Origin of the sequence: Pseudomonas sp. DTU_2021_1001937_2_SI_NGA_ILE_001 (assembly GCF_032463525.1) — a bacterium.
GTDB lineage: Bacteria > Pseudomonadota > Gammaproteobacteria > Pseudomonadales > Pseudomonadaceae > Aquipseudomonas.
The window spans coordinates 2,799,390-2,811,623 of sequence record NZ_CP135971.1; the positions used below are offsets into that span (position 1 = coordinate 2,799,390).

General features: G+C 66.8%; 9 protein-coding genes and 2 pseudogenes. 6 read left to right on the plus strand and 5 right to left on the minus strand.

The features are described 5' to 3' along the window. Entirely contained in the window at positions 1-1,587 is a 1,587-nt protein-coding gene (locus tag RRX38_RS11995; RefSeq protein WP_315959405.1) for an ABC transporter ATP-binding protein, read from the plus strand. 322 nt (positions 1,588-1,909) lie between these two features. Here RRX38_RS11995 and RRX38_RS12000 read toward each other — a convergent pair whose 3' ends face one another. After that, positions 1,910-2,080, minus strand: coding sequence for a hypothetical protein (locus RRX38_RS12000; protein ID WP_315959406.1), 171 nt, complete (start codon positions 2,078-2,080; stop codon positions 1,910-1,912). Positions 2,081-2,085: 5 nt separating this feature from the next. Next, complete coding sequence (locus RRX38_RS12005; RefSeq protein ID WP_315959407.1) at positions 2,086-2,340, minus strand: hypothetical protein; 255 nt, start codon at positions 2,338-2,340, stop codon at positions 2,086-2,088. A gap of 291 nt (positions 2,341-2,631) precedes the next feature. On the opposite strand from RRX38_RS12005, the gene RRX38_RS12010 reads away from it, so the two are divergent. Continuing rightward, positions 2,632-3,759 carry a YheT family hydrolase gene (locus tag RRX38_RS12010; RefSeq protein WP_315959408.1) on the plus strand — a complete coding sequence of 376 codons (1,128 nt, stop codon included), beginning with the start codon at positions 2,632-2,634 and terminating at the stop codon, positions 3,757-3,759. 68 nt (positions 3,760-3,827) lie between these two features. On the opposite strand, the pseudogene RRX38_RS25045 reads toward RRX38_RS12010, so the two are convergent. Next, positions 3,828-4,097: pseudogene (locus RRX38_RS25045) on the minus strand (methyl-accepting chemotaxis protein); the annotation flags it as partial. Next, a pseudogene (locus RRX38_RS12015) lies at positions 4,086-5,108 on the minus strand (PAS domain-containing protein); the annotation flags it as partial. The pseudogenes RRX38_RS25045 and RRX38_RS12015, both read right to left, overlap by 12 nt. 326 nt (positions 5,109-5,434) lie before the next feature. On the opposite strand from RRX38_RS12015, the gene RRX38_RS12020 reads away from it, so the two are divergent. From RRX38_RS12020 to RRX38_RS12035, 4 genes are all read left to right on the plus strand, one after another. Continuing rightward, entirely contained in the window at positions 5,435-6,415 is a 981-nt protein-coding gene (locus tag RRX38_RS12020) for a helix-turn-helix transcriptional regulator (protein WP_295475208.1), read from the plus strand. 89 nt (positions 6,416-6,504) lie between these two features. Beyond that, entirely contained in the window at positions 6,505-7,374 is an 870-nt protein-coding gene (locus tag RRX38_RS12025) for a transporter (RefSeq protein WP_295475205.1), read from the plus strand. A 10-nt stretch (positions 7,375-7,384) separates the two neighbouring features. Beyond that, positions 7,385-8,569: an MFS transporter gene (locus RRX38_RS12030; RefSeq protein WP_315959409.1), complete on the plus strand. Its 1,185-nt coding sequence runs from the start codon at positions 7,385-7,387 to the stop codon at positions 8,567-8,569. Then, complete coding sequence (locus RRX38_RS12035) at positions 8,566-9,675, plus strand: class II histone deacetylase (RefSeq protein ID WP_315959410.1); 1,110 nt, start codon at positions 8,566-8,568, stop codon at positions 9,673-9,675. The genes RRX38_RS12030 and RRX38_RS12035 overlap by 4 nt, the downstream gene beginning before the upstream one ends. A 24-nt stretch (positions 9,676-9,699) precedes the next feature. Here RRX38_RS12035 and RRX38_RS12040 read toward each other — a convergent pair whose 3' ends face one another. Continuing rightward, on the minus strand, positions 9,700-12,192 hold the full coding sequence (locus RRX38_RS12040; protein ID WP_315959411.1) for a PAS domain-containing protein: 2,493 nt from the start codon (positions 12,190-12,192) through the stop codon (positions 9,700-9,702). Between the last annotated feature and the right edge of the window lie 42 nt (positions 12,193-12,234).

Below are 12,234 nucleotides of genomic sequence, written 5' to 3' on the forward strand. Positions count from 1 at the left end.
ATGCAAGACAACCTGATTGAAATCCGCGACCTGCGCGTCGCCTTCAACGGCCGTGAAGTGGTGCACGGGGTCAGCCTCGACATCCGCCGCGGCGAATGCCTGGCGCTGGTGGGTGAGTCCGGCTCGGGCAAGTCGGTCACCGCGCATTCGATCCTGCGCCTGCTGCCGGCCAAGCACGTCAGCACCCAGGGCTCGATTCGCTACGACGGGCTCGACCTGGTCAGCGCCAGCGACAAACAACTGCGCAGCCTGCGCGGCAATCGCGTGGCGATGATCTTCCAGGAGCCCATGAGCTCGCTCAACCCGCTGCACAGGGTGGAGAAGCAGATCGGTGAAATCCTCGTCACCCACAAGGGCCTCAAGGGCAAGGCGGCCCGGCAGCGCACCCTGGAACTGCTGGAACTGGTGGGCATCCGCGACCCGCAGGCGCGCCTGAAGGCCTACCCGCACCAGCTGTCGGGCGGGCAGCGCCAGCGGGTCATGATTGCCATGGCCCTGGCCAACGAACCCGACCTGCTGATCGCCGACGAACCCACCACCGCACTGGACGTCACCGTGCAGGTGAAGATCCTCGAACTGCTCAAGTCGTTGCAGCAGCGCCTGAACATGTCGCTGCTGCTGATCAGCCACGACCTAAATCTGGTGCGCCGCATCGCGCAGCGCGTGTGCGTGATGCGCCAAGGCGAGATCGTCGAGCAGGCCGACTGCCAGAGCCTGTTCGACAACCCGCAGCATCCCTACAGCCGAATGCTGATCAATGCCGAGCCCGACGGCGAACCGGTGGCCTCACCGCACACCAACACCCTGCTGTCGGTGCAAGACCTGAAGGTCTGGTTTCCATTGGGCAAGGCGTGGTTCAAGCGCGAGCCGCAATACGTGAAGGCCGTGGACGGGGTGAGCTTCGAGCTGCTCAAGGGCAAGACCCTGGGCATCGTCGGCGAGTCGGGGTCGGGCAAGTCGACGCTCGGCCAGGCCATCCTGCGCCTGATCGACTCCGAGGGCAGCATTCGCTTTGGCACCAAGGAACTGAGCCTGCACAGCCAGCACCTGATGCGCCCGCTGCGGCGTCGGCTGCAAGTGGTGTTCCAGGACCCGTTCGGCAGCCTCAGCCCGCGCATGACCGTGGCGCAGATCATTGCCGAAGGCCTGGTCACCCACGGCATCGGCACACCCACCGAGCGTGAACAAACGGTGATTCGCGTGCTGGGCGAAGTGGGCCTGGACCCGGCCAGCCGCCACCGCTACCCCCACGAGTTTTCCGGCGGCCAGCGCCAGCGCATTTCCATCGCACGCGCGCTGGTGCTGGAGCCGGAGCTGATCCTGCTCGATGAACCCACCTCGGCGCTGGACCGCACCGTGCAGAAGCAGATTGTCGCCCTGCTGCGCGACCTGCAGATTCGCCATGGGCTGACCTACCTGTTCATCAGCCACGACCTGGCCGTGGTGCACGCCCTGGCGCATGACCTGATCGTCATCAAGGACGGCAAGGTGGTCGAACAGGGCGCATCCCGCGAGATCTTCGCCGCACCGCAACAGCCCTACACCCAGGAACTGCTGCGCTCCTCGGGGTTGGTGTTTGCCAGCTAGGCCCAATACTGGTCAGAGGCGTCACGGGGCTCGGTGGGAGCGGCTTTAGCCGCGAAAGGGCCAGGAAATTTACTGCATCTGTTGTGAACATGCGGCAGCTTCGCGGCTGAAGCCGCTCCTACCCGGCCTAACCGAACAGTATTGCAATTAGACCCACTGCTGGTCGATCAGACCGTTGGAGCGAGCTTGCTCGCGATGGATGCATCACGTTCACAGCAGGTACAGTGTTGCCCGCTTTTCGCGAGCAAGCTCGCTCCAACAGGTCCGGGGTCACCCACCGTAAGCTTCTGGCGTTTTTCTGGTGAAAGCGGGCGAGTCAGCCTCACTCGTCCTCATCCGCATAGTGCGAAGGCGGCAGCGAGTTGGGGTACTGGCTGGGGTGCGGGCCGTCATGCTCGGCGTCCTTGTCGGGCTTTTCGGGCGGCTGGTCTTGCCCGGCAACGCTGTCGCCTTCTGCGCCGGGCTGGCCCCCACGCTGTTCATCGCTGTGCATGCTCGCTACTCCGCGTCGATCAGGCTGTCGGTCTTCGCCCCACCATTGTCGCGCTGGGTCTGGGCGTCCTGGTCGGAGCCGGGGTTACCCGGTGGCGGGTTCCAGTCCACCGGTCGTTCGCTGTCGGGCTCGTGCTCCTGGCCCTGCTGGGGCTCGGAAGGCGCGCGGTCGACGCCGGGGGTGGGGCTTTCAGGGGTGTCCGGGGCTTGCTCTGCCGGGCCAGGGTAGGCGGCGTCCGGGCCGTTGTTTTCGTTCACCATGGCTACGCTCCTTTTCTACACCGCAGGAAATCTGCGTGCTTGAAGGTCAGAGGCAGCGTGCCAGGCAGAAGTGCGGGGGTGATCGACGAGCGGACATCTCGGCGTGGCGTCGACAGGCCTGGGGGCGAGGCCAACGGCGATTCTGTAGCACGCCGCGTCGTTCAGACACCTGAAGGCAGGGCCGGGTCAGGCGGGTCCCGCGTGGCCTTGCCCGGCAGCGATACCGTAGTCCTGCCTCAAGCGGTGCAGGTATGCTGCACCGCTGGCCGCTCTCTGTTTCAAGGACCTTTCATGTCGTTCTGGACCCTCGTCGTTACCCTGCTGGCTGTCGGGCTGGTGATCCACTACCTGCGCACGGCGGCGCGCAAGCCACAGCTGGTCTATCAGTCCAACCCGGAAAACCAGCAGCTGCTCGCCCAGTTGCCGCGCCTGCGCCAGCGCTTCTGGGTCACGCCCTGGCTGTTCAACGGCCACTTGCAACTGCTCGGCCTTGGGCTAAAAAAAGCTTTCGCGCCGCGCCTGCAATACGACCGCACCGACACCCTGCGCATGACCGATGGCGGCACCACGGCGCTGCACTGGCTGGGTGCCGATTTGCCGCCGCAGGTGCCAACCCTGGTGGTGCTGCACACCATCACCGGCTCGCCGCACAGCATGCGCGGCTTCGTCGGCGACCTGCAGCGGCTGACCGGCTGGCGCGTGGTGTTCTGTGAGCGGCGCGGCCATGGCACCCTGCCGCTGACCAGCGCCAGGTTCAACACTATGGGCGACACCGACGACCTGCGCGAGCAATTGCGCGTGGTCAGCGAGCGCTACCCGCACTCCACGCTCTACGCTGCCGGTATCTCGGCCGGCACCGGCCTGCTGATCCGCTACCTCGGCGAACAGGGCGCCGACACCCCGCTGCGTGGCGCCTTCGCCTATTGCCCGGGCTATGACATCAGCGTTGCCTTCGCCCGCTCGCGGGCGCCCTTCACCCGGCTGATGGCGCGAAAGCTGGTGCGCCAGTTCGTCACCCCAAACCGCGAGACCCTGGCGCACCTGTCGAGCTTTGCCGCCCTGGAGAATGCGCAGAGCCTGGAGGAATTTCACCAGCACCTGTACGAATGCGCCGGTTACCCCAGCCACCAGGCCTTTCTCGAGCACTGCAACCCGATATCGGTGATGACCCACGTCAGCATCCCGCTGCTGGTGCTCAATGCCGAAGACGACCCGGTCTGCGTGCTGGACAACGTGCAGGATCACCAAGAGGCCATGGCCAACATGCCGCGCACCCTGCTGGCAGTCACTTCACGCGGCAGCCATTGCGCCTACCTGGCCGGCTTCAGCGCCTATCCTTGGGCGCATCACCTGGCAGCGGAATTCCTTCAGGCCTTGCAGGCGCGGGCTGAGCAGCCAGCGCCCACTCGGCCAGCCTAGCCCGCTGCCGCCACTGCTCGCGCCCCTGAGGCCTTGCACTGGCCTCAGGAACGCATCATGTCCGCCGCCTGCTGCGTAGCTTCGGTGGTGCGGGTCGCCAGCTTGCGCACTTCGTCGGCCACTACCGCGAAGCCCCGCCCGGCCGCGCCAGCGCGGGCGGCTTCGATGGCCGCGTTGAGGGCCAGCAGGTTGGTCTGGCTGGCGATGCTCTGGATGGTAGTGACGATCTGCGTCAGTTGCGCGATGTTGGCTTCCAGGCTGCGCTGGTGCTGCGACTCGGCTTCGCGCATGGCCTGTTGCTGGTGCTGCAGCTCAACGTCCACCAGCGCCCCCACCACACGCAGCGGCGCGCCCTGGGCATCGCGCCTGGTCTGGCCGCGGGCGCGGAACCAGCGATATTCGCCACTCTTCATCTTCAGGCGGTATTCGATATCGAACGGGGTCTTGCCGCTGCGGTCGGTGAGGTGGGCCTGGAAGGCGGCGATGCTGCGCTCCTTGTCTTCCGGGTGCAGGCGCGACGCCCAACTGTCCAGCACGTCGGGGAATTCTTCGACGGTCTCGAAGCCCAGCAGACGGCGGAACTGTGGCGACCACCAGAAGGGGTTCCTCGGGTTGACCGGGTCTCCGGCGATGACCGCCATGTCCCACAGGCCGTCGGAGAGCATCTCACGGGCCAGTTCGAAGCGGGTGATGATCACGTCGTGCTCTTCGGCGCGCTGCAGTTCGTCATGGATGTCACGCAGCGAACCGGCCACCCGCAGCGGCATGCCACGGCTGTCGCGCAGGGTTTCACCTTGGGCGTAGAACCAGCGGTAGGTGCCGTTTTTCAGCGCCAGGCGGTTCTTGACCTTATAGGGGGTGTTGCCGGTCTTGTCATTGAGGTGACGGGCGAAGGCGTCGAGGGTGGCCTGCTTGTCGTCCGGGTGCAGACGGTCAGCCCAACTGGCCAGGACGTTGGGGAAATCCTGCTCGTCGCGAAAACCCAGCATCGCGCGCATCTGCGGCGACCACCAGAAGCGGTTGCGCGGGTTCACCGGGTCGCCAGCCACCACTTCCATGTCCCACAGCCCTTCGCTGGAGGCGCGATTGACCAGGTCGAAGCGCGTAGCAGCGGCGCTGGCCGACGCATCGGCCTCGGCCAGCAGATTGCGAGCGGTTTCCAACTCGCGCTCCAGCTCCAGAATGCGCGCTTTGTCCAGCGCGGCTTGCTGTGCCTGGCCGGTCCAGGCCTCGCGGACCAGCGCCCAGCCGGCGCCTTCCCGGACCTGGTTGCCGCCGCTGGCGGTGATGCTGTCGATGAGTTGGTCGAGGGCCTGGCGTTCGCCGCGTGGGCGAAATAGTGGAAGCATCTTGGGGGGGTACTCTGGGAGGTATGGGGGCGGCCCTGTCCATGGCGCGAACGAGGTGCCAGCCACCGCGAATCAGTGTCCTGTCGCGCAAATAGTGGCACCAAGCTATCGCTCTGACACACACCGCTGCCCGCGGTTCCGCGCGCTGCGCAACAGCCGTGAAACCGCCGAGCCGCGCCGCCCATCCTGCATCTGCAGGATGGCCGCCCCCTTATGGATGCCACATACTCGGCACCAGGCCCTGCCCACTCCGGCCGCCCACTGATGACTGAGAGCTGAAAACAGCTCGAACAATAAAAACAAAGTCGCAGCCAGGTATTCGCCCCATGAGCCCCAACGACGCACGCCTTGTCTCGCTCAGTTTCAGCACTTTCAACAGGCTGATCCTCGAACTTCAGCGCCTCGCCCAGGACCAGCCGCTGGCCGGTTTCCATCAGCATGCCCTGCAGCAGCTCCAGGCCCTGATCGCCTTCGACAAAGCCTGGTGGGGTCGTGCGGCGGTGGTGGAAGGTCTGCCCGATGAGCACAGCAGCTACGTGTTCGGCCTGCCGGCGCAGTACGTGGCGGATTGGCAGTCGATCCGCGAGCAGGACCCCACCGTGGCCCTCACCCACGCCCAGCCGTCACGCTCGGTGCTGGTCGACAGCCAGGCTGCCGATTCAACGCCTGGGCTCAAGTGGCTGGCGCGCCGGCATGGTTTCGGGCAGTTCCTGTGCATCATCCACATCGACCCGCAGACCCAGCTGCGCGTACACCTGACCCTGTACCGCGCCATTGGCGCGCCCGCCTTCACCGACCACGAGCGCTTTCTGCTCGACCACCTCATGCCGCACCTGGTGGCCGCCGAAGGCGCCAACCAGATCCGCGCCCTGGTGGCGCTGCGCGAAACCCTCGACACCCCGCTCACCCTGGCCCTGGCGGTGTGTGACCGCTTTGGCACGCTGCATTACGCCGAGCACGGTTTCGTGCAACGGCTGCTGCTGGAGTGGCCGCAGTGGAGCGGCCCGCAATTACCCACCGAGGTGCACCCGGAAGGCTACCGGGGCCGCCGGGTGCAGCTTACCTCCACACAAGTGGGCGACCTGTTGCTGCTCTGCGCCAGCCCGCTACCGGTGCTCGACCAGCTCAGCGCCCGCGAAGCCGACGTGGCCGAGCGTTTCGGCGGCGGCAGCACCTACAAGGAAATCGCGCGTGAGCTGGGCCTGGCGCCGAACACGGTGCGCCATCACATACGCGGCATCTACGCCAAGCTCGGCGTGAACAGCAAGGCCGGCATCGCCCGCCACCTGCACTCCCCACCCCTCTGACCCGCGTGCCACACCCTCCCTGCCAACCACTTGGCGGGGTTGGGGGAGCTTTGCCCGCTTCTGCCCACCCACGACAAGGAAACGCCCCCATGCTCAAACGCTTCGCTCCCTTTTGGCCACTGGCGGCCAGCCTGGCCTACACCCCCTTGCAGGCCGCCGACCTCAACGCCCGGGACTTCTTCTCCGCCCCGGTGGGCACCAGCCTGGGGGTCGCCTACCTGCCGCTGACCCGGGCCAACAACTACCACGGCCCGGCCGACACCACCGGCAAGGCCGAGCTGTCAGTGAACGCCTTTGCCTACCGGCAACTGTGGTTCAGCGACATTTGCGGCACCCTGTGCACGCCGCAGTTCATCATTCCCTACGCCGACATCGACGCGACCCTGCCCGGCACCACCGGCAGCCGCAGCGAACGCGGCCTGGGCGACCCACAGGTGGGCGGCACGCTGTTCTTCATCAACGACCCGCAAACCCGTACCTACAGCGGCCTGCTGACCATGCTCAGCGTGCCGCTCGGCGAATACCACGGGCGCAACCCGGACGTTTCGCCGGGCACCAATCGCTGGATGCTCAACCTCAATTACAACTACACCCAGGGCCTGGGCGAGAAGTGGGTGGTCGAGGGCAACATCGAAGCCTTCCTCTACGGCAAGAACGATGACTACTACGGCTCGGACCTGGAGCAGAAGCCGCTGTACCGCCTGCAGGCCTTCGCCTCCTACGACTTCACCGCCACCACCTACGGCGCGCTGCGCCTGATCCACGCCGATGGCGGCGAGCTGCAACTGCAGGGCCGCCGCCTGGACGACACGCACCAGCGCTACACCCAGGTCGGCTTCGAGGTCGGTCATTGGTTGGATAGCCGCAACCAGGTGCTGCTGGGCCTGACCCGCAACGTGGCCAGCGAAAACACCTTCGCGCAGAACAACCTGTTACTGCGTTTCGTCCACGTGTTCTAAGGAGCCTGCCATGTCTGTTGCCCAATCCACGGGGCTTGCCCCGCTGCGTCTGGCGGCCATCGTGCTGTTCGCCGCCATCGTCCCGGCCGTGCTGATGACCGCCCCGGCGGTGGCCACCCAATACGCGCTGCAACTGGGCCTCAACCCGGCGCGCATCGGCCAGCTGCTCAGCGCCGAACTGGCGGTGATGAGCCTGGCGACCCTGCCGGCCTACTACTGGCAGCGCCGCTGCGACTGGCGGCGCGTGGCCCAGGCCGCCGCCGTACTGTTCATCGTCACCAACCTGGCCTCGGCCTGGACGGCAGACTATGGCCTGTTGATGAGCCTGCGCATCCTCAGCGCCCTGGGCGGCGGCACGCTGATGGTGGTGTGCATCGCCAGCGCCGCCAGCAGTCGCCAGCCCGAGCGGGTCTATGGCTTGTGGGTCAGCGGCCAGCTGATTCTCGGCGCCGTAGGGCTGTGGCTATTGCCGCCGCTGTTTGCCAGCTACGGCCTCAGAGCGCTGTACCTGGGCCTGGCAGCGCTGATGCTGGCCTGCCTGCCGCTGGCCACCGCCTTGCCGCCGCGCGCCCAGCCGCCGGCGCCGCGTCCTGGCCAGCAGCCCGTGGCCCGCAGTCGGCTGGTCGGCGTCTGCGCCCTGCTCGCGGTGCTGCTGTTCTATGTCGGGCTCAGTGCGGTGTGGACCTTCATCGGCAGTATCGCCAGCGCGGCAGCCATCGACCCGACCAGCAGCGGGCGCATTCTCTCGGTCGCCACCCTGCTGGGCATCGCCGGTTCACTGTGCGCCACGTTCATCGGCGCCCGCTGGCCGCGGCCATTGCTGCTGGTGGCCGGCTATGGGCTGATGGCCCTGGCCGTGGCGCTGCTGCTGGGCCTGCCGGACCTGGCGCGCTTCGCCGTCGCGGCGCTGCTGTTCAAATACACCTGGACCTTCGCCCTGCCCTTCATCCTCGCCTGCGTAGCCGACATGGATCCGCAGGGGCGGTTGATGAACAGCGTCAACCTGGTGATCGGCGGCGGCCTGGCCCTGGGCCCGGTGCTCGCCGGCCCGTTGCTGGAGTCCAGCCTGGGCATGAATGCCGTGCTGCTCGGCAGCATTGCCTGCCTGGCCCTGTCCTTGAGCGTGCTGCTGGCGGTTCGCGCCGGCGCGCCTTCGCCTTCCTCTGTCACTGCCCCCTCTGGAGCCCGACCATGACCCGTCGTACCGCGTTTTTCTCTGATGAACTGTGTTTCTGGCACAGCGCCGGCATGCATGCCCTGATCCTCCCTGTGGGCGGTTGGGTGCAGCCGCCCAATGCCGCCAGCTTCGCTGAGTCCCCCGACAGCAAGCGGCGCCTGAAAAGCCTGCTGGATGTCTCCGGGCTGGGCCGGCAGTTGTCGAGCCCGGTGGCCCGCCCCGCCGATGAAGCGGACCTGCTGCGCGTCCATCCGGCCCACTATCTGGAACGCTTCAAGGCCTTGAGCGAGGCCGGCGGCGGCGAGCTGGGACCGCAGGCGCCCATCGGCCCAGGCACCTACGAGATCGCCAGGCTCTCGGCGGGCATGGCCATCGCGGCGGTGGATGCGGTGCTCAAGGGCGAAGCCGACAATGCCTACGCGCTGTCGCGCCCGCCGGGGCATCACTGCCTGGCCGACCAGGCCATGGGTTTCTGCTTCCTGGCCAACATCCCGGTAGCCATCGAAGCCGCCAAGGCCCGGCACGGCCTGGGCCGAGTCGCGGTGATCGACTGGGACGTGCACCACGGCAACGGTACCCAGTCGATCTACGCCACACGCGCCGACGTGCTGACCATTTCCCTGCACCAGGAGAACTGCTATCCACCGGGCTACAGCGGCGCAGAGGATCGCGGCGAGGGCGCCGGGGCCGGTTTCAACCTGAATATTCCGCTGCCTGCCGGCAGTGGCCACGAGGCCTACCTGCACGCCATGCAACGCATCGTACTGCCGGCCCTGGAGCGCTTCGCCCCAGAGCTGATCGTGGTGGCCTGTGGCTTCGACGCCAACGCCGTGGACCCCCTGGCGCGCATGCTGTTGCACAGCGACTCGTACCGGGCCATGACCGCGCTGCTACGCGAGGCCGCCGAACGTCACTGTGGCGGGCGCCTGGTGATGGTCCATGAAGGTGGCTACGCCGAGGCCTACGTGCCGTTCTGCGGCCTGGCGGTCATCGAGGAACTGGCCGGGGTACGCACCGCCGTGCAAGACCCGTTGCTGGAGCTGCTGCACCTGCAACAGCCCGGCGCAGCCCACAGGCGCTTCCTGCTTCAGCACCTCGACACCCTGGCCGTACAGTTGGGCTGATGCCCGATGTCATTCCAGAGCCGCTCAGGCGCGGCTCTGGGTGACCTTGCGCAGAATCCGCGACAGCTGTTCGACCGAATACGGCTTGTGCAGCAGCTCGAAGCCGTCGGTGCCGTGCTTGGCCAGCACGTGGCTGTAGCCGGAGGTCAGCACCACCGGCAACTGCGGGTAGAGCTGGCGCAGTTCGTTGACCAGCTGCAGGCCGCTCATGCCCGGCATCACCACATCCGAGAACACCACGTCGAAGCCGGCGGCATCCTCGCCCAGCTCGGCCAGGGCGCTGTCGGCGTCGGTGGCCAGGACTGTCACGTAGCCCAGTTCGGCCAGAGCCTGGGTGGCGAAGGCACCGACATCGGGGTTGTCCTCGACCACCAGCACCCGGGTGCCGTGGCCGACCACCAGCGGCTGGTCGGCCACAGGCGGTTCGGGCGTGCAAGCCGGGGCTTCGACGCGCGGCAGGTAGAGGGTGAAGGTGGTGCCCTGGCCGACTTCGCTGACCACCGTGACCTCGCCACCAGACTGCTTGGCGAAGCCGAACACCTGGCTGAGTCCCAGGCCGGTGCCCTGGCCGATCTCCTTGGTGGTGTAGAACGGTTCGAAGATGCGCTCCAGCAGGTTGGCCGGAATGCCAATGCCGGTATCGGTGATCGACAAGGCAACGAAGGGCCCGCTGATCGGCGGCTGGCCATGCATGGTCGGCATGGACTCCACCGCACGCACGGCGATGCTCAACTGACCCTCGCCGTTCATGGCGTCACGGGCATTGGCCACCATGTTCACCAACGCAGTATCGAACTGGCTGGGGTCGGCATTCACGAAGCAGCTGCGGCTTGGCAAATCGGCGACCACCTCGATTCGCGAGCCGGTCAACGTCTTGATCATCGCGCACATCGCCCTGACGCTGTCGCCGGCAGCGAAGACCTCCGGCTTGAGCGCCTGGCGCCGGGCGAAGGCCAGCAGTTGCCCGGTGAGCTTGGCGGCGCGGTCGACGGTTTCGGAAATGGCCTGGATGTAACGCGCACGCCGCGGCTCGTCGAGGTCATCGCGCAGCAGCAGGTCGGTGGACGAACGAATCACCGTCAGCAGGTTGTTGAAGTCATGCGCCACCCCGCCGGTCAACTGGCCAACGGCTTCCATCTTCTGCGACTGACGCAGGGCTTCGGCCTGCTCGCGCTCGGCGGTCACGTGGCGACCGGCGGCGTAGATACGCCCGTCTTGGAAGGTAGCGGTCCAACTGAACCATTCGTAGGTGCCGTTGCGGTGCTGGATGCGCATTTCGTGAGGCGCGGTCAGCGGCGCCTCGACAACCGAGTCGAAGGCCACGGCACTCGCCTCGCGATCATCGGGGTGAATGTGCTCGCACAGGCGCTGGCCGAGCAGTTCGTGCTCGGCCCAACCGAGGAGTTCCGTCCAGCGCGCATTGACCGCCTCCAGGGCGCCGGCGGGCGAAGCGATCACCAGCAGCTCCTGCGACAGGCCCCAGGCCCGGTCACGCTCAAGGGTGCGCTCGGCCAGCACGGCTTCCTGCGCTTTCTCCGGTGAGATGTCCCGCGCACTGCAGTACACCTTGCCGTCTTCCAGTACGGCCACCCAGGACAACCAGCGGTAGCTGCCATCCTGATGGCGCGCCCGGTTTTCAAAGCGCAGAACCGGCTGGCCCTGCACCGCCTGGGCAAAAATCGCCTGGCTGGCCGCCAGGTCATCGGGGTGGACGAACGAAAAGAACGTGGCAGGCGCGTCTTCCGGCGACCAGCCCAGGGTGGCTCGCCAGGCCGGGTTGGCCGCCTCGATCAGGCCCTCGGCATCGATGACCGACAGCAGGTCGGGGCTGAGCATCCAGGTGCGGCTGCGCTGCGTGGCGCGCTCGTTGACCTTGCGCTCCAGCTCGCGGTTGAGCGCACTCAGCTCATCCTTGCTGCGGCGCAGGCGTTGCTCGGAGCGATGGCGCTCTATGGCCAGGGCAGCGGTCTGGGCAATGACTGCAATGGCCTCGATGTCGCCTTGGGTCGGTGAACGAGGTTCCCCGTAGTACACCGCGAAGGTGCCGAGGATCGCGCCGTCGGCCGCCCTGATCGGCATCGACCAGCACGAACGCAGGCCATGGGAAACCGCCAGGGCCGCGTAGTCTGCCCACAGCGCATCGGTGACGATGTCATCGACGAACACGGGCGCGCCACGCGCCACGGCGCTTCCGCATGAGCCGATGCCGTCGCCGATGGAAATGCCATGGATCGCTTCGTTGTAGGCATCGGGCAGGCTCGGCGCCGCGCCGTGCAACAGGTACTGGCCGTCGTCGCTGACAAACAGCACCGAGGCGAGCATGTTCTCGCTCTGCGCCTCTACCGCCAGCACCAGGTTGTTGAGCACTTCGGCCAGGGGTACGCCAGCGGCGATCTGCCCGAGCACTTCGCGCTCGCGCTCGATCAGCGCCGTGGGGGAATACCCGTGCACCAGAAGGTTCACATCGCTGGAAGGCCGTTCGGCGGCCTCTTCAAACACGGAAACGCACTCGGACATGGATAACGTACCTGAAGCATGAAGGCCGCCAGTCGGGGCCTG